21 protein-coding genes and 1 pseudogene are annotated in these 24562 nt (G+C 42.4%); 17 read left to right on the top strand and 5 right to left on the bottom strand.

Annotated elements, in window-relative coordinates:
- Positions 1-17: 17 nt before the first annotated feature.
- The gene (locus tag JO375_RS18225; protein WP_229525780.1) at positions 18-695 is read right to left on the bottom strand and encodes a GntR family transcriptional regulator; all 678 of its coding nucleotides are present in this window, start codon (positions 693-695) and stop codon (positions 18-20) included.
- Positions 696-789: 94 nt separating this feature from the next.
- Positions 790-932, bottom strand: a pseudogene (locus JO375_RS18220) (DeoR family transcriptional regulator); the annotation flags it as partial.
- Positions 933-1407: 475 nt separating this feature from the next.
- Between JO375_RS18220 and JO375_RS18215 the strand changes: the two are divergent.
- The 5 genes from JO375_RS18215 (at position 1408) to JO375_RS18195 (ending at position 7488) form a co-directional block, all read left to right on the top strand.
- Entirely contained in the window at positions 1408-2274 is an 867-nt protein-coding gene (locus JO375_RS18215; protein WP_229525779.1) for a LysR family transcriptional regulator, read from the top strand.
- A gap of 203 nt (positions 2275-2477) precedes the next feature.
- Entirely contained in the window at positions 2478-3719 is a 1242-nt protein-coding gene (locus JO375_RS18210) for a cation:dicarboxylate symporter family transporter (RefSeq protein ID WP_229525778.1), read from the top strand.
- A gap of 139 nt (positions 3720-3858) precedes the next feature.
- The gene (gene cuyB, locus JO375_RS18205; protein ID WP_229525837.1) at positions 3859-4551 is read left to right on the top strand and encodes a cysteate racemase; all 693 of its coding nucleotides are present in this window, start codon (positions 3859-3861) and stop codon (positions 4549-4551) included.
- A 39-nt stretch (positions 4552-4590) separates the two neighbouring features.
- Entirely contained in the window at positions 4591-6009 is a 1419-nt protein-coding gene (gene aspA, locus JO375_RS18200) for an aspartate ammonia-lyase (protein WP_229525777.1), read from the top strand.
- A gap of 51 nt (positions 6010-6060) precedes the next feature.
- Complete coding sequence (locus tag JO375_RS18195; RefSeq protein ID WP_229525776.1) at positions 6061-7488, top strand: NAD-dependent malic enzyme; 1428 nt, start codon at positions 6061-6063, stop codon at positions 7486-7488.
- A 400-nt stretch (positions 7489-7888) separates the two neighbouring features.
- On the opposite strand, the gene JO375_RS18190 is transcribed toward JO375_RS18195, so the two are convergent.
- Positions 7889-8770: a LysR family transcriptional regulator gene (locus tag JO375_RS18190; protein ID WP_229525775.1), complete on the bottom strand. Its 882-nt coding sequence runs from the start codon at positions 8768-8770 to the stop codon at positions 7889-7891.
- A gap of 256 nt (positions 8771-9026) precedes the next feature.
- On the opposite strand from JO375_RS18190, the gene JO375_RS18185 reads away from it, so the two are divergent.
- From JO375_RS18185 to JO375_RS24845, 8 genes are all read left to right on the top strand, one after another.
- Positions 9027-9752 carry a (Fe-S)-binding protein gene (locus JO375_RS18185; RefSeq protein WP_229525774.1) on the top strand — a complete coding sequence of 242 codons (726 nt, stop codon included), beginning with the start codon at positions 9027-9029 and terminating at the stop codon, positions 9750-9752.
- A 15-nt stretch (positions 9753-9767) separates the two neighbouring features.
- Positions 9768-11186 carry a LutB/LldF family L-lactate oxidation iron-sulfur protein gene (locus tag JO375_RS18180; protein WP_229525773.1) on the top strand — a complete coding sequence of 473 codons (1419 nt, stop codon included), beginning with the start codon at positions 9768-9770 and terminating at the stop codon, positions 11184-11186.
- Positions 11187-11882: a LutC/YkgG family protein gene (locus tag JO375_RS18175; RefSeq protein ID WP_229525772.1), complete on the top strand. Its 696-nt coding sequence runs from the start codon at positions 11187-11189 to the stop codon at positions 11880-11882.
- 926 nt (positions 11883-12808) lie between these two features.
- Positions 12809-13399: a TetR/AcrR family transcriptional regulator gene (locus tag JO375_RS18170; protein ID WP_229525771.1), complete on the top strand. Its 591-nt coding sequence runs from the start codon at positions 12809-12811 to the stop codon at positions 13397-13399.
- 21 nt (positions 13400-13420) lie between these two features.
- Complete coding sequence (locus JO375_RS18165) at positions 13421-14791, top strand: carboxylesterase family protein (RefSeq protein ID WP_229525770.1); 1371 nt, start codon at positions 13421-13423, stop codon at positions 14789-14791.
- Positions 14792-15157: 366 nt separating this feature from the next.
- Positions 15158-15340 (top strand): MerR family transcriptional regulator, encoded by a 183-nt coding sequence (locus JO375_RS25130; RefSeq protein WP_377570637.1) that lies wholly within the window; start codon positions 15158-15160, stop codon positions 15338-15340.
- A 29-nt stretch (positions 15341-15369) separates the two neighbouring features.
- A complete protein-coding gene (locus JO375_RS18160) occupies positions 15370-15552 on the top strand; it encodes a MerR family transcriptional regulator (protein ID WP_229525769.1) in 183 nt (60 codons plus the stop codon).
- Positions 15549-16319 (top strand): carboxymuconolactone decarboxylase family protein, encoded by a 771-nt coding sequence (locus tag JO375_RS24845; protein WP_322098753.1) that lies wholly within the window; start codon positions 15549-15551, stop codon positions 16317-16319. The genes JO375_RS18160 and JO375_RS24845 overlap by 4 nt, the downstream gene beginning before the upstream one ends.
- 308 nt (positions 16320-16627) lie before the next feature.
- On the opposite strand, the gene JO375_RS18145 is transcribed toward JO375_RS24845, so the two are convergent.
- Both JO375_RS18145 and JO375_RS18140 read right to left on the bottom strand, forming a co-directional pair.
- Positions 16628-17458, bottom strand: a complete 831-nt coding sequence (locus JO375_RS18145; protein ID WP_229525768.1) for a copper amine oxidase N-terminal domain-containing protein — start codon at positions 17456-17458, stop codon at positions 16628-16630.
- Between the two features lie 168 nt (positions 17459-17626).
- Positions 17627-18517 (bottom strand): hypothetical protein, encoded by an 891-nt coding sequence (locus JO375_RS18140; RefSeq protein ID WP_229525767.1) that lies wholly within the window; start codon positions 18515-18517, stop codon positions 17627-17629.
- 1067 nt (positions 18518-19584) lie between these two features.
- Here JO375_RS18140 and JO375_RS18135 point away from each other — a divergent pair.
- The 4 genes from JO375_RS18135 (at position 19585) to JO375_RS18120 (ending at position 24130) form a co-directional block, all read left to right on the top strand.
- Positions 19585-20793: an MFS transporter gene (locus JO375_RS18135; protein ID WP_229525766.1), complete on the top strand. Its 1209-nt coding sequence runs from the start codon at positions 19585-19587 to the stop codon at positions 20791-20793.
- A 222-nt stretch (positions 20794-21015) separates the two neighbouring features.
- Complete coding sequence (locus JO375_RS18130; RefSeq protein WP_377530951.1) at positions 21016-22284, top strand: aspartate aminotransferase family protein; 1269 nt, start codon at positions 21016-21018, stop codon at positions 22282-22284.
- A 34-nt stretch (positions 22285-22318) separates the two neighbouring features.
- Positions 22319-23368, top strand: a complete 1050-nt coding sequence (locus JO375_RS18125) for a zinc-dependent alcohol dehydrogenase (protein ID WP_229525764.1) — start codon at positions 22319-22321, stop codon at positions 23366-23368.
- 33 nt (positions 23369-23401) lie between these two features.
- Positions 23402-24130 carry an HAD family hydrolase gene (locus JO375_RS18120; protein ID WP_229525835.1) on the top strand — a complete coding sequence of 243 codons (729 nt, stop codon included), beginning with the start codon at positions 23402-23404 and terminating at the stop codon, positions 24128-24130.
- Positions 24131-24562 lie beyond the last annotated feature (432 nt).

The raw sequence follows: 24562 nt of genomic DNA, 5'->3' as shown, positions 1-24562 counted from the left end.
CTTTCCTTATCTGAAACCTACTTAAAATATTCAGGGTACTGCTCCCGAAGGACATTTAGATCCGCTACACCCAGATTCAAATGCTCATGCATGATGCGTTCCGCCTCGTCCGTCGCCTTACCGCGTATGACTTCCACCATCCGGCTGTGTTGATCATAAAGATGGTTCCAATGAGGATTCGTATCGAGCCGCAGCATGCGTACCCGGTTAAAATGGACATTCAACTGCTGCATAACGCTCCACGTTGCGAGCTTCCCGCAGCCTTCGAACAGGATTCGGTGGAACGCATCATCCAGGTCCAACATTCGCCGGCCTTCATGCCGCTCAATGCTTTCACGCTGCTGTACAAGGTTTGCTTCCAATTTAGCAAGCCAACTGGCAGAAAAGTCCGCGCAGGCAAGACGTATCACAGCGCATTCAAGTTGCTCACGCATAAAGCGAGCTTCCTCAACAAGCTTGGTATCGATCAGAGATACTCTTGTACCTCGTTGCGGGAAAACCAGCACTAACCCTTCCTGGGCAAGCCTGACAAAGCTTTCGCGGACCGGAGTTCGGCTGACCTGAAAGCGGACAGACGTCTCTTTCTCGGACAAGGCGGTTCCGGGTGGAAGTTCAAGGCTGATAATCTGCTCTTTCAGCAGGGCATAGACGGAATTTCCGGCCGATTCGCTGTGGCGATACATACTTTCATCCATATATTCACCTCCCTACAACCACACTACCATACAAGTATGGTAGTGGATAGATTTTATTTGTATTAAGTTGTGCAATGAATTTGACGGACAGATCAATTGCGGGATCAACAAGAGGCTGAATATCTCTACGGATTGTATTCTTGGATACCCAAAATGCTTCACCAGTTCTTCCAGTGAAACCGATTCATGCTCGAAAACGTATTCTTTAACCTGATTAATTCGTTGCGATTTGATCATTTGTTGATTTTCCTAATGATATTTTAAGTTAAAGTTTTGATCATAATGGTTTATACTATCCAAATACAGGGATTATCTATAATTTTGTTCAGTATCTACTGTAATTGGTATATTTATTACATATAAAAAGAACTCTACAGACGCGGAGGGTTCTTGCATTTTATCCATGTATTTGCGGGTGGTTCAGCTACGCTGGTATTACCCCAAAATGAAACAAAAAAAGGGGCTGACCCAAAAGTCATGAAGATGGCTTAGGAACGGCCCCTTTGGCATGATATTTCTCCAGTGGAATCTTATATGTAATCTCGACCTGAAATCTATACTTGATAAATTTTTGGTAAAAAATTAAAATGATTGCGCGAGAAATGAAAGAGATGGATATGCTATATTAGCATAGCAGTGTGAATGTGACTAAAGCATTTAATAAGAGTATATTTAAAAAAGATTAGATTGAGAAGAAGGGTGGTCATTGTGTTTGAATATAGAAAATATTGAGGCATTCGTCTATGCTGTCCATTTAGGGAGTTTTGTAAAAGCAGCTGAGGCACTTTATCTTACTCAGCCTTCTGTAACTGCCCGTATTCATTCCCTGGAACGTGAGCTTAATGCGGAATTATTTCATCGTTCAGGCAAGCAAATCTCAATAAATGAAAAGGGAAAGTCGTTTTTACCATATGCACAAAACATTTTACAATCTTATCAGGAAGCCAAATTAAAGTTGCACCAACCAATACTTACACTTGATAAATTGAAAATTGGATGTGCTACCTCAATCGCGAATTTCATTATCCCTGAAATTCTTCCCGCTTTTAAAACTAAATTCCCCAATGTGAACATCAAAATTCTAACCGGACATTCTAATGATATATTAGACAAGGTTCTTAATAACGAGGTGGATTTCGGAATGGTTCGAACAGTTACACATCCTCAAATTGAGTCTGTTATATTTCGTCATGATCCAATCGGATTGTTTGTCCCTATCAACCATCCTCTTTTACTCAATAGTCCGGTAACAATTGAAGAAGTAAGTGAAGAACCGCTCATATTTTTTGATTATGGATCGGTAGACTGGCTTATGATTTATGGCTTGTTTGAATCCAAAAATATAAAGCCGAATGTGGTTCTTGAAGTCGATAGTATGGAGGCTGCAAAAAATTTAGTGGTAAATGGGATGGGAATCAGCTTTTTACCGGAGCATTGTGTGAAGAAAGAACTGGAAAGCGGGCAGTTATTCCGTGTGCCATTGGTCTCATCCGGGAGATTCGATGTAAAAATTGATTTTATCTACACAAAGGGAAACAATAAACCTCCATATATAGAGTACTTTATAAAAAATAGCTGACTATAACTAGTTCAATTGATGAAAATATAACGACTGTCTATTATTTTATTTCTATATAGATTTATCCTATATAGAAATAAAATACCTTTAATTTTCTATATGGTATACTATACCTTAGAATATATTGAAGGTCTAAATAAATGTAAACACTTACATTTTTCTGGCCGCAATCTCAGAATAAGAATAGGGGATGAAGGTTAAAGATGAAAAAGTTGGGACTAGCATGGCAAATATTCATCGGACTAGCTCTAGGGATTATAGTGGGTGCCATTTTCTACGGAAATCCTCTAGTAATGGACATTTTGAAGCCGATTGGTGATGTATTTATCCGTCTGATTAAAATGATTGTTTTGCCTATTGTCATTTCTTCTCTAGTAGTAGGCATAGCGGGCTCTGGAGATATGAAAAAATTGGGAAAGATAGGCTTTAAAACGATTTTGTATTTTGAAATTATAACTACTATAGCAATAGTTGTAGGTTTGTTCGCGGGAAATATTTTCAAACCAGGATTAGGCATTGATATGTCGCATCTGGCCAAAACTGATATACACCAATATGTAAATACCGCAGAAAACGCTAGTCACAGTATGGCTGACACGTTCGTTAATATCGTTCCGACAAACATCGTTCAAGCTATGGGTAACGGCGATTTGCTAGCCATCATTTTCTTCTCTGTACTGTTTGGGGTCGGTATTTCTGTAATTGGTGAAAAGGGTAAACCGGTGATTCATTTTTTGGAAGCCGTCTCTGAAGCGATGTTCTGGATGACCAACCAGATTATGAAATTGGCCCCTATCGGTGTGTTTGCTTTGATTGGTGTTACAGTTGCTAAATTTGGCGTTTCCTCTTTAATACCGCTTGGCAAACTGATAATTATACTCTATTTGTCTATGGTTTTGTTTGTGCTTGTCGTATTAGGCATAGTATCAAAAATGTGCGGCACCAGCATTGTGAAAATTTTAAAATTATTGAAGGATGAAATTATTCTGGCTTTCTCGACCGCAAGCTCGGAAGCTGTTCTACCGAAACTGATGCTTAAGATGGAACAATTTGGATGCCCAAAATCGATAGTATCCTTTGTCGTTCCTACCGGATATACTTTTAATTTGACCGGCTCTGCACTGTATCAATCGCTGGCTACTCTATTTATTGTACAAATGTATGGTATCAATTTACCGATCATGCAACAGATCAGCATAGTGGTGGTATTAATGTTAACCTCCAAAGGGATGGCTGGTGTTTCAGGCGCTTCCCTGGTTGTTCTGCTAGCTACCGTAAATTCCGTAGGCCTTCCTGTTGAAGGTGTTGCGCTGATTGCTGGAATCGACCGTATTCTCGATATGGCGAGAACCGTTGTTAACGTGGTAGGTAACGGCTTAGCTTCAGTCGTTATTTCCAAATGGGAAGGTCAGTTTGATCATGGAAAATCAGATACTTTAGAATAATTACACTATCCTTTTTTTCAATTGTTTCTGTTAGATATATAGAATTTCTATATTTGAATAAATTCCGTTAATATACACTTCTTTCCACTCAAGAGGTATACTTTTAATGTGCATTAGAAAAAAGTGGAGGTATATCTTCATGATAAAAACCGTTGGGATTATGGGAGGGATGGGACCACTTGCAACAGTCGATTTGATGGGCAAAATTATTCGGCTAACCCCAGCTCAAAATGATCAGGATCATATTCATATGATCGTTGATAATTATCCTCAGATTCCGGATCGTACAGCAGCCATAATGGGTAAAGGCAATGATCCCCTCCCCTTTATGAAACAATCTGCCAAGAGATTGGAGGATGCCGGTGCGGATTTGATTGTAATTGCTTGTAATACTGCACATTATTATCTAAAAGACATTCAAGGAACGGTTCGGACTCCGATTGTTAATATGCCCAAAGAAACGGCAAGTTTCATAGGCGAGGCCGGTATAAGACGTGTCTCATTGTTAGCGACTGACGGTACATTGAAAACATTGCTTTATCAAAACGCTCTCCATGAAAAAGGTATTACTGTGTTGGAGCCTGATGAGATTACACAAGCTATCGTAATGGAAGGTATTTATTCAGTAAAAGCGGGACATATCGAAAAAGGCAGACGTTTATTGATGAACGCATTTCACACGATGATTGCCAAAGGAACGGAGGCCGTTGTTGCAGCTTGCACAGAGATTCCAATTGTTTTGGGTGAAGTAGACGGGATGAAAGTAATAGATCCAACTTATATTTTAGCCAAGAAGGTTGTAGATGTTGCCTACCGGGAGCATGTGTTGTGAATGAAACTTTAAAACTAGAAGTAAGGGAGCTAAAAACTCATGAATGAATATCGTAAAGAAAAAGATTTTCTTGGAGAAAAAGAAGTTCCATCTCAAGCCTACTACGGTATACAAACTGCTAGAGCATTGGAAAATTTTCCAATCACAGGCTATCGTATCCATGAATCGTTAATTTGTGCTATGGCTACGGTTAAAAAGGCGGCAGCGTTGGCTAATATGGAGATTGGGCAATTGAATCAACATATCGGGAATGCGATCGTATTGGCAGCACAAGAAATCATGGACGGTAAATGGCATGACCAATTTATAGTTGATCCTATTCAAGGCGGAGCAGGCACATCCATCAACATGAATACCAACGAGGTTATCGCCAACCGGGCGATCGAGCTGCTGGGGGGAACCAAGGGGGATTATTTCAAAGTGAGCCCCAACACACATGTGAATATGGCCCAATCAACCAACGATGCTTTTCCCACAGCGATTCATATTGCAACACTTTCTTTGATTGATAAGCTGATTGTCACGATGAAGGAAATGCTCGCAGCATTTCAGACTAAAGCAGTACAGTTCGACGGGATTATCAAAATGGGTCGTACTCATCTACAAGATGGCGTGCCGATTCGTCTTGGGCAGGAGTTTGAGGCCTACAGCAGAGTGCTGGAACGTGATATCAAGAGGATCAGTCAGACTCGCGGCCATTTGTACGAGGTTAACATGGGCGCAACAGCTGTCGGTACGGGTTTAAATGCCGATCCCCGATACATTAAACGGGTCGTGGAATATCTTGCCGAGCTCAGCGGATTGCCGCTTTGCAATGCCACGCACCTGGTGGACGGGACGCAAAATACGGATGCTTACACTGAGGTATCCGCCGCTTTAAAAGTGTGCATGATCAATATGTCGAAGATTGCCAATGACCTTCGTTTGCTTGCCTCCGGACCTCGCACCGGGCTGGGGGAATTGAATTTGCCGGCACGCCAACCCGGTTCGTCCATTATGCCGGGCAAGGTCAATCCGGTTATGGCGGAGGTAGTGAACCAAGTGGCGTTTCAGGTCATCGGCAATGACCATACCATTTGTCTGGCCTCCGAAGCAGGGCAGCTTGAACTAAATGTTATGGAGCCTGTGCTCGTGTTCAATTTGCTGCAATCGCTCAGCATGATGAATCAGGTGTTCAACGTTTTCAGGGTGTATTGTTTGGAGGAAATCGAAGCAAACGTAGAGCGCTGTAAAGAGTATGTGGAGAAAAGTGTAGGGGTTATAACGGCGCTCAACCCGCACTTAGGCTATGAGACAGTCGCGAGAATCGCACGTGAGGCGATTTTGACGGGACGTCCGGTACGCGAGCTGTGCCTTCTTTATAACGTTTTAACGGAAGAGGAGCTTGAGATCATTCTTAACCCATATGAGATGACGAATCCGGGTATTGCAGGAGCAGAATTACTGGAAAAGAACTAAGGGGCAGCGTGCAATAAACGTTTAACGAAAGCAAAGGGAGAGTGACAAAAGATGTCAGTGTCAAGCGGTGCCAGTACTTATATGATATTTCGGATTCAAAAAGAAAAAGGACGAACCCCCCTCAGCGATATCGCTGCAATAATTGAAAAAACAGGCGGAGATATTGTGGGGATTGATGCCATCTCGTCCGATCACACAAGCATCATCCACGATATCGCTGTGAACGTATTCGATCAAGCACACAGCCAATTGATCAGCGAGTCGCTTCAGAAGCTAGGCGGTGTCAAAATAATTCACGTCTCAGACCGGACTTTCCTTGCACATTTGGGCGGGAAGATTGAAATTGCCTCTAAAGTATCGGTGAAGAACCGTGACGACTTGTCACGAGTGTATACCCCCGGTGTCGCTGGCGTATGTACGGCGATTGCGGAACAGCCGAGCAGAGCCTACTCGCTGACGATCAAACGCAATACGATTGCGGTAGTTACCGATGGAACGGCCGTTCTGGGGCTAGGTGATATCGGACCATTGGCGGCTATGCCGGTGATGGAAGGCAAGGCTATGTTGTTCAAGCAATTCGCAGACGTGGACGCTTTTCCGATTTGCCTGGACATGAAAGACCCTGACGAAATGGTCCGAACCATTAAAGCAATGGCTCCGGCATTCGGTGGCATCAATCTCGAGGATATTTCGGCACCGCGTTGCTTCGAAATTGAGGAGCGTTTGAAACAGGAGTTAGATATCCCGGTTTTTCACGATGATCAGCACGGAACAGCCGTTGCCTTGTTAGCAGGTTTATTGAATGCACTCAAAATTACCGGCAAGCAAATGTCGGAGATTAAGGTCGTTGTCAATGGCATCGGTGCAGCGGGTATCGCTTGTTCGAAAATGTTGCTCTCCGCTGGCGTGAGGAATCTAATCGGGGTGGACCGTAATGGCGCTATTCATCGGGAGGCACATTATGACAATCCCCATTGGACTGCATTTGCTCAGATGACGAATCCGAACCTAGAAGCCGGTAACTTGTCCGAAGTCATTAAGAATGCGGATGTTTTTATTGGCGTATCAGCTCCCAACATTCTAAAAGTAGATGATGTTCGATCTATGGCGAAGGACCCAATCGTCTTTGCCATGGCGAACCCGATTCCGGAGATTGACCCGGAGTTGGCCAAACCTTACGTTAAGGTCTTGGCAACCGGAAGATCCGATGTTCCCAATCAGATCAACAATGTGCTTTGCTTCCCGGGTATTTTCCGTGGCGCATTGGATTGCAGGGCGAGCGAAATCAACGAAGCCATGAAGCTTGCAGCCGCACAAGCAATCGCCTCCGTTATTACAGATGACGAACTGAGCGAAACGTATATTATTCCGAGCGTATTCAATCAGGAAGTAGTAAGTAAAGTTAGAGATGCCGTGATTGAAGCGGCCTATCGTACCGGAGTTGCACAGAAAAGCATGGGAGATACAAGTTACAAATAATTCTGTACATGGTGATGGATATACCTACGGAGCAGTTGTCGCTGAGAATTCTACAGCGACAACTTTTTTATGGTTTTTGATGTGCTATGACGGGTAGTACCAAGCGTCGCTGACATTATTTATACTCGAACGTGAAAAAACCTTGAAATATTAGGTTCTGCACATTGTTTACATGTATTCAATGAATTCTTTAGGGAGCATCACAAAAGAGATACCAGTATAAAAATCGGGTCTCATCTGGAGTTTAAATCCAGTATGTGGCCCGACTTTACATGTATCTCGGCTGTACCCCTATCTGCTCAATTACAATTTTCTAAGCTTGCGTATTCTTGGAGAAAAAAAGCAGTCTTCGCAAATAGCGGAATACGGCAATAACAATAAACTATATCTTCATCTGGGATCATCCCACAACGTCTCTGGCTAATCGAACGAATCGTTGAATTAAATCCATACGTGACGTGTTACGCCACGCGAGTGCCATGTCGATTTTAAGTGTTGCGCCTGATATTTCCCGATATACCACATCCCGCGCCTGCAGCGTACGGGCAGTTGTCGGTACAATACTTATGCCCATGCCTGCAGAGACTAACCCGATTGCGGTTTGATACTCTTTGGCTTCCTGCTTAACATTAGGTTTGAAAGCGGCTGTGTTGCAGACATTAATAAAATCGGAATAAAGGCGAGGAAAAATTTCCTTGGAGATCAATACGAATGACTCATTTTTGAGATCAGTAGGATAAATGCTTTCAGCTTTCGCTAGCGGATGCGATCTGGGAAGCGCTAAGACGCAGTCCAGGGTCTGTATAATCTCACTGGACAATAACGGATTGTTGATGGGTGGACGCAAAAGTCCCACATCGATTTCTTGGTGTATGAGTGCTTCAATTTGTTCAGGCGTTGACATTTCTTTTAGTTCTACTTCAACTTCCGGATATTTATTTCGATAAACCGGTAACATTGCCGGAAGAATGTCATAAATAGCCGACCCTACAAACCCGACATTCAAACGCCCCACTTCTCCCCGATACGCCTTTTGAGCAGCGTCCACCATGGCGTCAATTTCCTCAAAAACAGTGTGTACTCCTCTCAAAAAAACTTTACCGGCATTCGTGAGCTGAACAGAACGTTTCGTTCGATGAAATAACTGAGCACCCAACTCATCTTCCAGCTCTTTGATTTGATGACTCAGTGGCGACTGCGTCATGTGCAGCCGGGATGCCGCCCTACCGAAATGCAGCTCTTCCGCTACAGCAATAAAATATCTAAGATGTCTAAGTTCCACTTAGATTCCTCCAAAAGCTTGCAATTTAGTTGTATTACATCTTAGTATATGACATTTTATGTATTTTACAACTTTATGGATCAGAGTTACAGTAATTATTGTTAATAATTTCTATGAGTTGGAAGAAGATGTGTTTTCAATAGGTGGTAATCAATCCTAATTTTAAACCTAGCGCTAATTATTTTCGAAGTTGCATAGTATTTGATAATGCGGTCATATCATTCAGTAAAGTGGGAATACCAGGAGGAGTTCAAACATGAAAGTTTCATTATTTATTACTTGTCTCGCAGATCTCTTTTATCCGGAAGTAGGAAAAGACGTAGTTGAAATTCTTGAGGATTTAGGTTGCGATGTTGATTTCCCAAAACAGCAAACCTGCTGTGGTCAGCCAGCTTATAACAGTGGCTATCATAAAGAAACCAAAACAGCAGCGAAACACATGATTGAAACCTTTGCTGGCGCTGAATATGTAGTAGCTCCATCAGGATCTTGCGTAATGATGGTTCACGAGTTTCCGCATCTTTTCACGGACAATGAGGAAGAGTGGAAGCGCAAGGCGAAAGAACTTGCGAATAAAACGTATGAATTTACGCAATTTGTAGTTGAAGTATTAGAGAAAGTAGATTTGGGTGCAGAACTTCACAAGAAAGCAACCGTCCATACATCTTGCCATATGAATCGGTTAATGGGAATTAAGGAACCCCCTCAAAAGCTGTTAAAGCATGTAAAAGGATTGGAAGTCGTTCCTTTATCCCATAGCTATGATTGTTGCGGGTTTGGCGGTACCTTCTCCGTAAAAATGCCTGAGATCTCTGAACAAATGGTGGATGAAAAGGTAAAGCATATTACAGACACAGAGGCGGAACTATTAATCGGGATGGATTGCAGCTGTTTGATGAATATTAATGGCCGATTAAATCGCAAAGGAATTCCCATTGAGGTGAAACATATTGCTCAGGTTTTAAACTCAGGAAGAAAATAAGGGAGGGCTGTAACCATGGGAATCAAGATCGGTGATGCATCGTTTCATAAAAGAACCGAAGAGGGGATTCAAGATTCCTTCATGCGCAACGCTGTTTCGAAGGCACAAGACGGGCTCAGAAGCAAAAAGTTAAAAGCTTCGGAAAGTCTCGGGAATTGGGAACAATGGCGTTCGTTAGGTGAAGCCATTCGTCAGCATACGCTGGATAACCTCGACTATTATTTGTTTCAGCTAAGCGAAAACATTGCGAAGCATGGCGGATCTGTATTTTTCGCAGAAACCGCTGAAGATGCCAGAGAATATGTAAAAGGTATTATTACAAGGAAAAATGCCAAAAAAGTCGTGAAGTCCAAATCAATGGTCACCGAAGAAATTAGCTTGAACGAAGCGATAAAGGAAGCAGGTTGCGAGGTATTAGAGACAGATCTTGCAGAATTTATATTGCAAACAGCAGACAATGAACGCCCTTCTCACATTGTTGTCCCCTCTTTGCATAAAGATAAAGAAAGTATATGTAAATTATTCCATGAAAAATTAGGATATACCGGTACCTCTAAACCTGAAGAGCTTACAAGATTTGCACGTAAGCATCTGCGTGAGGATTTCTTTCAAGCTGATGTAGGAATTACAGGATGTAATTTTGCTGTAGCGGAATCAGGATCTATCTCCATTGTGGCTAATGAAGGCAATGCGCGAATGGTTACTACTTTGCCTAAAACACTCGTGACCGTGATGGGGATGGAACGAATTGTTCCAACTTGGGAGGAACTTGATGTTCTAGTCACTCTTCTGTGCAGAAGTGCAGTTGGCCAGAAATTAACAAGTTATATAACGGGATTGACGGAACCCGGCGGAATGGACGGCCCCGAAGAGTTCCATCTGGTCATAGTGGATAATGGCCGTTCGGATATCTTAGGTACGGAGTTTCAAAGCGCGCTGCAATGCATTCGCTGCGCAGCTTGTATTAATGTCTGCCCAGTCTATCGTCATATCGGCGGGCATGCCTACGGTTCGATCTATCCCGGCCCCATCGGAGCGGTATTAACGCCATTATTGGGCGGGTATGACGACTACCAAGATTTACCTTTTGCCTCAAGCCTTTGCGGTGCTTGTACGGAAGCATGTCCCGTTAAAATCCCTTTACATGAACTCCTGATTAGACATCGACGCCGTATTGCTGAAGATGAAAACAGAGGTCCGCTGTCTTGGAAAATTGCCATGAAGGGATTTGAAAAAGTGGCTAACCATTCCGGATTGTTCTCTTTTGCAACGAAAACCGCACCATATGCGTTACAGCCTTTGACAAAAGACGGACGGATGATTAAGCACGGAATAGGGCCATTAAAAGCCTGGACCCATGTCAAGGATCTTCCGGTTCCGCCAAAACAATCATTTCGGGAATGGTTCGAGAAGCAGAGAAAGGATGGAAAATAAATGAATATCCCAAATCGCGATACTTTTTTAGCTAAGCTTTCGGACAAGCTTGGCAGAAAACGTCCGGATACGGTTCATAGACCGGAGTGGAAGTTATCTCCACAGTGGCGTGTTTTTGAGGGATTCACACAAGATCAACTGGTCTTGAAATTAGAGGATCAATGTAGAGACATTCATACAGATGTCAAACGAACTACTACAAGTCAGCTTGTTGATACCTTGCACGCCGTAATTCAGGCTTGGAAAGCCAATTCTGTCATTTATGCTAATGATGAACGGTTTGACCAATTCGGAATTAAGGAATATTTAAACAACATGTCTCAATGTCGAAAATGGGACTCGAGGGATAAAGAGGAATGTATCGCCTTTGCCAAAAATGCAGACATTGGGATTACCTTCAGTGACATCACACTTGCCGAATCCGGAACCGTCGTGTTATTTAACGATGGGATCAAAGGAAGGCCCGTTAGTCTTTTGCCCGAATCGTATATTGCCTTGGTTCCCAAAAGTAGTATTGTGCCAAGACTTACACAAGCCGTGAAGACGATTCATGAACGGAATTTAAAAGAGGAGGAAATACCGGTATGCGTGAATTTTATTTCCGGTCCTTCCAACAGTGCCGATATCGAAATGAACCTTGTCGTCGGGGTTCATGGGCCAGTAAGAACAACTTATATTGTTATAGATGATCAATAAGCCATACTGAGCGTTCATGTACTCGCCGGTGCGTAACCACATGTGTCATGAGCGCTTGTTCAATTTTGCCAACAGACCGACACGCGAATATTTTGAAAGAGAGGGTATAGATGAGGCAGGGGGGACCCGATTGTTGCAGCATATGATTGGGCCATCGAACAGTTTAGAAGAACGGAAACCCCTCAAGTGATATGTAACTCTTGGGGGTATAAAAGACCCGTGGGAAGGCGTAATAGATAATCCGAACCACCCGGCAAACCGTAAGATTCTTGAAGCAATTCGGGCGGCGATACTGGTATTATTCTCTGGGGGTAATTGTGAGGACCCCATACTAACGATGTGTATACAGTAGCCTGTCGTCAAGCCAGTTGTAGTATAGGAGTAAAATAAAGAAGAAGGGTGTTTTTGGAGCAATCCAGGAGCATCCTTTTTTCATGAGGCGCTTCGAGTTTCGAGCCCTGAAGGCTGGATTCTCGATCAATGAGCACTAGAGCAAGAAGGACAAGAGTAAGGAAACAGGCCCATGCTACTCATGTCAATCTAAAGTGTTTACGGCCGGGTAAGAGCGCCCCGGCCAAGGCGTTCTACGTTCCCGACGTTTGTCTCACGCAACCCACGTAGCGCGGGAGCTGAGGGCCGAATCAAAGAGGGCAAGCACCATGATTTCGCTGTGTTTCATCATCTTGCTATGGAAGTGGAATCATGGTTGCTGGCGGATATATTGGTTGGAGTTATTGAGAGTAGGCGTAACCAAAGACTTTATGAATAGGTATGTGCTGTTTTTTTAATCAATAAATTGGAATCAATTTGTCCAAAATATCCTGGTGGCATCCTCCAAGATATTTGTGCTGCTGATGTATAGGTGTTTATAATTTGTTTAGAAACGATACGTTTCGTTTTATAATTGATTATGAAAGGAGATAGAAATGAACACACATACCAAAGAGGGTAAACGCTCAGTTGGAAAACCAAGGAATGAATCATCTAAGGCAGCCATTATAAGCTCAACTATTAAGTTACTTGAACATTCCAGTTTTGCGAACCTAACGATTGAAGGGATTGCAAAAGATGCAGGAGCTAGCAAGGCAACAATATATAGGTGGTGGAAAAATAAGGAGGAACTATTATTAAGCATTTATTTAGATGTTACAGATTTAAGTGTAAAATTTAATCCATTATTATCAGTAGAAGAAAATTTTCGCCAAGTAATCATTGAACTCTCTAGAGTTCTTGATAGTACGTTAGGAAGAGCTTTGATTTCAGCAATCGTAGAAAACGAGGATCTTTTAAAGAAATTCCATGTTCATTTTTTTGAACCAAGAAGATTGGAAGCAAAAAGTATTCTGGAGATGGGTATTCATGCAGGAATCATTCAATCTGAAATTGATTTAGACATAGCCTTAGATATGTTATTTAGTCCGATATATTTAAAGATTTTTATGTATAGGGAAAATATAGATACAAACTTCGTTAATGGTTTAATACGCCATTTTATGAACGGAATAGCCACAAGATAATCAAAAAAGGAGAATTTTCAAATGGAAAATAATAAATTGAGGGCTGACTGTGAACAAGGTAAGTTGGTTGGAACTGAAGAAAAAGGAACTTTAGCATTTTATGATATTCCCTATGGTGCTGATAAAGGTAGATTTATGAAAGTTGGGGAACCTCTGAAATGGAATGGAATACGGGATGCAACAAAACCAGGGCCAATTTTTCCTCAACTAAACAATCGTCTTGCTTCTGTCATGGGGACAAAGAAAGAAGAACATAATCAGAGCGAGGATGCTTTCCGTTTGAACATATGGACAAAAGGTACAGATGAAAAACGACCTGTTGTTTTTTGGATTCATGGAGGAGGCTTTTTGACAGGAGGGGGTTCTTTACCATGGTACAACGGTAGTCAACTGGCTGCAAACGGCGATGTCGTAGTCGTTACAGTGAATTACCGACTAGGCACTTTAGGTAATCTATTTTTACCTGGTATATCTGAAGGCAACTTAGCATTAAAAGATTTAATTGCTGCTTTGTATTGGGTAAGGAAAAACATTGAATGTTTTGGCGGAGATCCCGACCAAATCACTGTAGCTGGACAATCAGCAGGTGCGTGGTATTCTGTTGCATTAATGGCATGTGAAGAAGTAAAGGGAATGTTTAATCGTACAGCTTTATTTAGTTTGCCTGGTGGCGTTAATCCTCTTAATAAAAATGAATCAATTGAATTGTCTCATTTAATATTAGAAAATCTAAGCATTGACGAAAGGGATAAAGATAAGCTTGTTGATGTGCCTGTTGAACAAATATTAGCTGCACAAGGAGAAGTAGCAAAAGAAATACAACGCAGAACACAGGAGCTTATCCCCACTACCTTTTTCCCCATTATAGACGGCATATTATTAAAAGGGAATATTATTAGTGAAGCAGTTCGAATCTCTGGTAGTAAAGTAAATGTTATGGCGGGATTAACAGCTGAAGAAAATGCAGCATTTCTCCATCATACTAGCTTGAAACACGAAGATAACTATTTGGAAATAGTGGAGTCAAGTTCAAATGCTCTTTTTAAGTTTCCAACCTATGATTTGATGACTGATTTAAATGATGTTGATAGTAACACTTATGTATTTAATTTCAACTATCAATCACCTAAACCTTACATTTTAGCTTGTCATTGTATGGATTTACCATTTGTTTTTGGGAATTTCGATAAGTGGGAAAACGCTCCGATGCTTGAGGGTGTCAATCGCGAAGAAGCACAGAGTTTATCCAACCAAATTCAGGAGTATTTCCTTAGCTTTATTAAAAACGGCACACCTAATCATGAAAATAGTTTAGATTGGCCTATTTTTGAAAGGAAAGAACAAAAAGCTATGATATTCGATAAAAATTTAGAGGTAAAAAAAGTAGATTGATTAAGTGAAAAAGTGTTTCGATTAACTGTTGAAGAGGGGAATGATACAAAGCTTCTTTATAACGACCTAGTCCAGCAGTCAATGAGTGAAAGAATCAGTTAGGGCATTCGTCTATACTAAACAACCATGATCTATACATTTTTGTCTGATGAAGAAATGAGAACTGCAGTTAATAATATGGATAAGTTTGGATATTAAAATGACACGAAGTTTGACCCGTTGAAGGATACGGTGACACAACTTTCTTAAACATGGCTTATTTGTGCCTTCTAGGGGTAGTACCAGCGAAGCTGACAGAAGCTTCTTTGCATCGTTTTAGCGTGTCACTATTGACTTAGAGTGCGCTCTAAGATGTAAGATGTGACTATGGACAAATATTTAAGCATCCAAGACATTTCCAACCTTACCGGCATCACTGCATACACCTTGCGCTACTACGAAAAAAACGGTCTGATTCATGCAATAGAGAGGGGTTCGAACGGTCGCCGCCAATATTCTGCAAACGATTTAGCATGGATTCGTTTTTTGGTAAGGCTTCAACAGGAATGACCATTCGACAAATGCAACAGATCGCTGACTTGAGAAGACAAGGTTCCGCTACGACCAAAGAAAGGAGAATTCTGTTGGAAGTCCATAAGAACAAGTTAGCGGAACAGATCGAGAGGCTTCAAGAACATTATAAAGTCATTAACGAAAAAATAGAGATTTACCGTCAATGGGAATTAGAGAACCCGCAACTGGAGGTAGCTGTTGAGCAATGAACTCACCATATGAAATTGGAAAAAAACTATTTCAAGAAACTAATGAAGCAGGTATTCAGGAAGTCATTAATGGTTTAAGTGATGTATCCCCGCACATCAGTAGATACATTATTGAATTTTTCGGGCAACTTTTTAGTAATCCCGTACTAACCTATCAACAAAGAGAAATGATCGCAATCTCTGCGTTAATCTCATTAGGTGATACTCCAAATCAACTCAAATGGCACATGAACTTCGGCTTAAAAGTTGGGATTACGCCGAACGAAATTATAGAAATTGCAACCCATTGTATTCCGTTTTGTGGTTTTCCTCGTGTTTTAAATGCTGTTGGTGTTGCAAAACAACTTTTTGCTGAACAAAATATCGAAGTAAATATCGAGGACGAGCTACTACAAAATGTAGAAGAACGACGAGAAAGAGGCTTGGCAAAACTTCAGGAAATCGACGGCAAACATGGCGAAGCGGTTGTTGATTCCCTTGCTGATATTGCTCCTCTACTAGCTGAACAAATCATCGAATTTACTTTCGGTGAAGTCTATAGCCGCCCAGGATTAAATCCCAAACTACGTCAACTCGTAACATTAGGAGCCTTAACTGCTCAAGGTGGATGCGAGCCGCAGTTGCATGTACATCTCAATGCTGCAATTCGTGTAGGGTTAACAAGACAAGAAGCTATTGAGGCATTGTTACACTGTTCCCCATATACGGGATTTCCTAAAGTGCTGAATGCTATTAAAGTTGCGAAAGAGATCTTCTTATCGCATTAATTCCAACATGAATGTTAGGTTCGATAAAGGCTTCAAATGTAACGGTGTATCCTTCAACTAACGGATACGTTAGTTCAACGAACTCCAGCCCCGATAACGAAAACCGTGTGTTTTGCCAGTAGATTCAATAGGTTTTGAGATATTTGTTGAAGCCCCTGATCCGTGAGATATGCGGATCAGGGGCTTTTTGGTTTTTGCTGATTCGACACCAAGCCAAGTACGGCGTAGTGTTTGATCATACTTAACTGTATTCTTACCCATTACTATGTATCTCTTACAAGAAAAACGATATCGTCTGGTATATCAGCTTATCGTTTAAGAGTTCTTCCCTTAAAAAGGATATACTCCAGTTTCTCCCTTATGATTTTTTTATTTTCGATTGTGCCTGGGTATGGTATGTCCTTACTACGTGTAACGATTTCATCCTTTTCTATACTTGGCCGTTTACGATTTCGATCTTCAATTGCTGTGCTACCATTATTAAAAATAAAAGTGGTATTTAAGTCTTCAATACCCTCATCAAGTTTCTTGCCCGTTATATTTTTAGCTGTGAAAGTTAAATTAACCTTTTCCTTCTCCAAGGTTAATTTGTACGATAACAAATGGAAAGCATTCTCATTGTCTACCGGTACTTTATCCAAATCCTCAACGTTCTCCATCATAGGTGTCTTCATTAATTCCTTCCCCGAAAGAGAGTACAGTTTATTTTGTTGATCCCACTCCTGATGTATTATTAGTTGCGTCGTAAGCACCCCCAAAGGAACAAACATTGCATTTTTATTAAGCACTGGAAAGGTATCCATCATGGACGTACTTGAATCCGTAACAATCTCTGTTGAGTTTATTTTGAACTTAACCTGATGCGAACCAAACTGTATAGTAGCCGTTTTGGAAGCCGGGTCATACGACGTGTGCCCCCCCAATAAATCGTTAATAGATCGCAAAGGTACCATGAAGCGGTTGTTCTTATCAATATAAGGGGCTTGGGGCGTCGTAAATAAAACATAATAGTTATTAATTTTTAGAATTGTCGTGCTAGGAGCTATACTCTCAGCTGATAATTTTCCAGTAAGAACTTCTTGAGAAAAGCAAAAAATCATCACACTTAAAATCAAAATCTTGAACAGCATCTTTTCCATAAGTTTCCTCCTTAAAAGGAGAGGTAAAGCCCCTCCGATAAAATTTATTCTAAGATATTATCAATCGTTTCTCTTCCTGCATGAACGAAATCTATAAACACTTTATTTCGTGGGGATGAACAAAATCCATAGGTTTGGGAACCTCGCCATGGAATATTATCTTCTGAACTAAGAACCATACCAAGCAACATTTTTGATGTAGGAACCATCTCTGTAATTCTCGTGATCTTGAATTTGGGCCATACTTGTCATTCGTTTTATGAGGTTACCGTTACCAGTAGAAGTCCAACCTGGAGCTGGCCCGGTGAAGGTTTTTGTAACTTTCGTACCGCTAATATCATGACCAGAAATAACTAAAGCAACAACACCATCAGATGGAACATAAAATTTCATTTGAATGTCCTGATCTCCTTCAAATCTTGGGGTAAACGTTAAGCGACCACCATTACCCTCGATCAGCAAGAAGGGGGCCCAGTCATTAAACTTTGGGCTATGCTGTAAACCTGCATCTACAGCATTATTCGTATTTCCCCAACCGCCCATATAGACGTATCCTGTACTACTAGTGTATTTAGACGGATTCTCGTAAATTTCTTTTTTACTCGGTAGATGAATTCGGGTCGTTGCCCATGCATATCCTATATGTGAATATACTCCACGATATGCCCCATTTCTCAGGTCCCGGCATACGGGGAAACTTGCAGCGTTAGTGCTAAAGTCCATTGGTGTAGATATTGAATGATTTCCTACCATACAATCCGGTTTAGGTTGTAATACAGGAAAAATATAAATTTGTCCCGTTGAATCTTTATAAGTATTCTGAGTTACGGACAGGCTGGAAGATCCCGATTTTTGGTACGTAACCAGACTTGCGGATGGGAGGGAAGGCTCCGAACCCTTGTATGTAACCTGACTTACCGGTTCTAGGGGAATAACTTCCTTCCTTAAACTTTCCTTGTTTACAAACACTTTGCCCGTTTGATCTATGTATGTAACGTGAATGAAAGCATACTTACAACAGCCAACGAGCATATGCTCTTGAACTTCAAATCCATTCATCTCCCTCAAATTTTTGTTGTTGCAATTACATAAAAAAACACTATCCTCCTTTTTTTGGCATTTATGACACAAATCTATTATGTACAAAACTATATATTAAATCAAGATAATATAATTTACCATTTTTCCAATTAAAATGGATAATTAAATAAAAAGAAACCAATCGATCTAAATAAACCTTTTATAGCTACAAGAAAAATGATCAACCGACTCAGAAATCGAGCGGACCAGAAAACAGAGAATATTTTCAGAGAAAAGGGGAAGGTAACCTTTGAAACTGTGGCTTGTATTTGGGAAAGAGAATATGTAGATAAACACATTTCAATTGTAAAAGGGCTTTTTTTGCTGTTGGAGCTAACTTTTTAGGAATAGACCATGAAATAGAAGGCTATTTCAATATAGTAGATTCAGAGTAACACTTTATAAGTTTTAGGAGTTTCTTTGAACTTTTTGGTAATTATGTACTGTAATCTATATAACAAGTGGGTATATTATTTAGTACACCTTAGAGATTTCCCCTTGATAAGACACGTCCGAGATAGGGCGTGTTTTTATTTGTCCTGTTTTATAGTACTGATATTAACATATGTACAAAATACGGATTTTGTGAATATGAACTTCTAGAAATACTTTTTTTTGTAACATCAATTCTATTTTAATCTAATTTGGAACATTAATTTGTTTAGCTCCATGTACTGTCGCGCGCACATTTTATCATACTTATGTCTTTTATACTATAATAAACAAAAATGGAATTTTATTTAATTATAAAACTGGTTGAGAGCTCTCCTTCATCTTGACCAATGACACAAAATTTCCCTCTTTTCTTACGAAATACTTGATACAGTCTTTAAAAAAAATGAACAGAAATAACATCGATCTCATCTTGAATTGGAAGCTTACCTGAATTCAAGCGCATATATGACTTTCTGAATTACTAGTTCCCCGGAGTCTCCTTCTACGAGAATAGCTTTCTTTGCAGAGAATCAGCCGAAAGGTATCATAAACATATACAAAAATATATATACTACTCATATAAAAAAAATGACCTACTGGAGGGACAGGCCTTGAAGAGACTATTCGCTTTAAGTTGTGCTTTCTATCTGTTAATCGGCATCACTAGCGTGGTACTTGGGCCATTACTGCCGACTTTACTGCCTCACTATGGACGCGGGTACAGTGATGGTGGATTACTGCTGTTCCTGCAGTTTTTCGGGTTTCTTGTCGGGGTTCTGCTCAGCCCCTTCATGGCTCTGCACATGGGTCGCAAGTCTATGCTATCCATTGCCCTGGGCAGTATCGTGGCAGCGTGCACTATCCTGGGTGTACTACCCTCGTGGAATTGGATCATCGTAATGGTCATCTGGGTGGGCTTCGGCTCAGGCATCATTGAGTCGTCCATCGGAGCGTTTACCATTGAGTTCACGGAAGAGCAAAAAGCCGTAGCCATGTCTAAGCTGGATGTCTATTTTGCACTTGGCGCACTGCTTATTCCAGCGATCGTAAGCCTGTATATCTGGCTTGGAATGTGGAATCTAATCTTTTACACCATCGCCCTTCTCACTTTTATCCTAGTGCTATTTTGGCTTACCATGCCTGCTTCCGCCTCCTCTCACCTTACCCAAGCAGACATCCGAACTACTGAACGTTCAGTTGAAAAAGCCCGTTACGCAGGCCAACATCGTGTATTGCTAGGAATCTTCATTATATTCTTCTTTGTTTATATGGGTCTTGAACTGGGGCTCATGAACTTCCTACCTTCTATTCTGACAGAGATGCTACAGCTTCAGGGATCCGTAGCCTCGCTGGGTGTCAGCGTGCTTTGGATTGCAATGATCATTGGTCGTATGTTCTCAGGAAGGATTGCAGAGTCTGCAGGATATATTCCTTTCCTGCTATGGAGTGCAATCGGCACTTTCTGTTTCTTAGTTGCCATGGTATTTATATCCAACCAATGGGCTACATACCTTCTAATTTTTGGTACAGGTATATTCATGTCTGGACTCTTCTGTATCGCGCTCGTCTATGCCAACGTGCTGATTCCGGGAATGACCGAGCGGACGACCAGTATCCTGATTGCGTCGGGCGGTATTGGCGGCTCGGTGCTTCAATATGTAATAGGCTGGAGCATGAGCGAATGGCCAGTGACGGCTAGTCTCTGGATTTTAGGAGGGTTTACTCTGATTTTGCTGCTGGCGCTTATTCTTACGCATCTGTGGAATAATCGGGGTAGCCGAGTAGTTGACTCCCTTGTCCAACAGGGCAAGGAAGGATGATATTGTTTTAGTTCTTAGGGGAGGTGAGGCCTATCGCATTTTTGCTTTTCGAGCTGATTCTGTTGCTGCGGGTATCTCTTATATCTGTGAAATCGAAGAAGCACCAGATTGTGCTCCCTTGTCCATGAGGGCAAGGAAGGTAAGTTCTAATTTTGGGGAGGTGAGTTCAGCAGCGTTATGCTGTAATAGGGCGGTATACTAAATAATAATGACTTAATAAGAATGAACATTCTGATATGGAGGGGAAGTATCGTGCATACGTTGACCAAAGAACGTTTCAGATATGGAAAAGGCATTACTCTGATTGACGATTCGGGTAAGGAGTATTTGGATGGCGTATCCGGGACCTTCAACCTGTCGCTCGGTTATAACCACCCTCATGTCGTCAGTAAAGTACAGGAGCAAGTCGCCGATCTTGCCCACATGTCTTCATCCTTTACAGAGCCTTATGTCGAAGAAGTCCTAGATCATCTAGTCCAGTATGCCCCGAACGGCATCGACGCCGGATGGATGAGAGATATTACCGGCTCCACAGCGAACGAATGTGCTGTGAAACTGGCCCAGAAATACACCGGAGCAACTGATATAATCAGTCTGCATCTGTCACATCATGGACAGACCCAGTTCGCAACAGGCATTTCCGGTAATGCCTTTCGTCGCAAGAATTTTCCTAACTCAACTGCGGCAAATTCTCTGCATGTGCCTGCTCCCTACTGCTATCGCTGCCCCTTTAATTCTTCACCAGACAAGTGTGGCCATCATTGTATTGAAGCCATATCGAACGCCATTGAATATGCAAGCTCAGGCTCCGTAGCCTGCATGATTATTGAACCCATTCTGGGCAATGGAGGTAATATCATCCCACCAGAAGGATATTTCAAGCGCCTCCGTCAGCTATGTGACAAGCACAGAATGATTCTAATTGCTGATGAAGTACAGACCGGGATTGGGCGGACAGGCTACATGTTCGCAAGTGAGCTGTTTGACATCCGACCGGATATTATTACTCTCGCCAAAGGTCTGGGCGGCATTGGTGTCCCGGTTGCGGCGGTCTTGATGCAGTCTCGTCTCGATGTCCTGGAGAAGCACGAGCATTCCTTTACCTCGGGCAGCAATCTGATCTCGGTCACGGCAGCCAAATCCACGCTGGAGGTTGTAACCGAGCCCGGATTTCTGGAAGCCGTCCGGTCCAAAGGAAACCTGCTCGGATCCCTGCTGACGGAGATGGCCGACAAACACGATTGCATTGGTGAGGCTCGTGGCGTCGGACTGATGTGGGGACTAGAAATTGTAGACGAGAACGATGCCCCGGATGCAGTAAAAAGCAATGTGATTATCAATCGTGCATTTGACGAACAGCAATTAATTCTTAGAGGTTCCCGTTACGGTTATGGCAATGTGGTCAAAGTGAGACCTTCTCTCACGGCTACAGAAGATGAGATTGTCGAAATTGTTAAACGGCTTGACGCGGTTCTGACTACCCTTCACTAACTATCTGCCAATAGGCAAAAAGGAGGACTTATTCATGCTTGCACTGGTATACAAATCAGCTTGGGATGTAGCCCTTGAGGAAAGACCTATCCCGGAGATTAAAAAAGATAACGATGTACTCGTCCGGATCCGGGCGACAGGCGTTTGCGGTACGGATTTAGGCATCATCAGTGGCAAATATCATGCCGTGCCGTCCACTATCTTGGGCCACGAATCAGCGGGGGAAGTGATCGCTGTTGGATCAGCCGTCAGTTCACTGCAGCCTGGGGATCGGGTGGTGATTGACCCAACATACTACTGCGGCCAATGCGAAATGTGTCGGACAGGAAGACAGAACCATTGCACATACAAATCCGTAACGGAGACCGGAGTCAGCGCTGACGGTACATTCACCGATTATTATGTGACCGAGGACCGTTTCCTGTACAAGCTGAAGGACCATATCAGCTACGAAGAGGCAACGCTCACCGAACCGCTGAGTTGCATGCTGACCGGAATCAACCAAGTTCACCTGCTGCCCAATTTTACAACCGTTATTCTGGGTGCAGGTCCGATCGGGATTCTGTACAGCTATGCTCTTGCGTCAAAAGGCGTAACTGGCTGCCTTGTCGACATCTCGGAGCAACGACTAGCCATAGCGCATTCCGTTGCCCCTGAACGATGGTCTGTACACTCCACACTGGAATCGGCCATACATGAACTCGCACCGTTAAAAGATCAGGTAGACATGATTGTGGATACCACAGGCGTGGTCGGCACCCAGGTACTAAGCCAGCTTGCGAGTGGCGGATATTTGATGCTAGTGGGGCTAAGAGATGGGACAAGCTCGTTGAATCCGAAAGAGGTAGTTGACCGCAGCCTTAAAATTATCGGCTCGATTGACTCCCTGGGTACATTCTCCACAGCGCATTACCTGATTGAGCAGCAGATCATTCCCGCTAAAAAAATCATTACTCACTCGTATCCGCTGGATGACTACCGTGAAGCCTTTATGACGCTTGGATGCAACATCAATGAGCGGACACTTCAGCCTTCTTCACAGGCAATCAAGGTTGTATTGCAATCGAATGGCTCATGCAACTAAAATCCGGATACTTACAAGGGGGGGAGAATGGACATGACGAGCATTCATCATGTTTCACAGACGAACCATGAATGCACAGAAGATATTTCAGCGTCCGTTCCGATCAAGGCGGTTATCTTCGATATGGACGGGGTGTTGGTAGACAGCGAACCGATTTATTTTGAGGTTGAGCGCAGCTCCTTTGCCCATTTTGGTGCGCCCATGACGGAAGAAGAGCACCACACCTATGTAGGAGTGACACTCGAATCCATGTGGCGTCAAGTGATGGACAGACATCAACTTACTTGTACATTGGAAGAGGCGCTTTCCTATCACCGGAAAAATGTAATGCAGACCATAACATCACATGAGGGCCTTGTGGCAATCGATGGACTGGAACGATGGCTGGACTGGCTGCAGGAAAAAGGGATTCCGATTGCGGTGGCCTCTTCCTCCCCGCGGTCGCTAATTGATCTCATTATGGAAAAAACAGGACTTGACCGTTACTTTGATATTCGAATCTCCGGAGAAGAGGTACCCCAAGGCAAACCGGCACCGGACATCTTCCTACATGCCACCGAACTGCTTGGCCAAGCGCCGGCCCACTGCATTGTGATTGAGGATTCACGGAACGGTGTTCATGCAGCCAAGAGTGCAGGCATGCGCTGCATCGGTTTGCACAACCCAGGCTCGGGCCAGCAGGATTTGTCCAGAGCGGATCACTGTATTTTCAGCTATGATGACCTGTGGGCGATTAAAGAGAGCTTGCCATTCGAGGAATAGCTGTCTGTCACGAGCAAAGGTCGTAATGTGCCGGGAGGCATATCTTCTTTATAAACAAAAATTAAACCGCCAGATCTTTAAAATGAATGAGGAGTTATACAATATTAATGCCCCTTGGAATACACACTGGAGTATGTCATTTACACTACCCTGTGTGTACTCTAAGAGGCGTGCTTTACATCGCATCGGTTTTGTTGAATCGAACAAGTACCAGTCTATTCCCCGCTTCTCAGCTTTTCAATTATTTTTCAACCTCATGTCTGCTACGGAAAAAAATGAACTTAGAGATGACGTAAGCGAAATTTTCTAAGTATGTATCTTATTCTGTCAAGTAGTGACTTCCCGCTCTCGCCATTCTCATTAGTTCCGGCTTTTACCTCAATAAATACCCGGCTCACTTCGAATTCAGGAACGAAGGTGTGATAAAGATAG

Origin of the sequence: Paenibacillus farraposensis (assembly GCF_020736845.1) — a bacterium.
Taxonomy (GTDB): domain Bacteria; phylum Bacillota; class Bacilli; order Paenibacillales; family Paenibacillaceae; genus Paenibacillus; species Paenibacillus farraposensis.
This window is presented reverse-complemented; position numbering and strand designations above follow the sequence as displayed.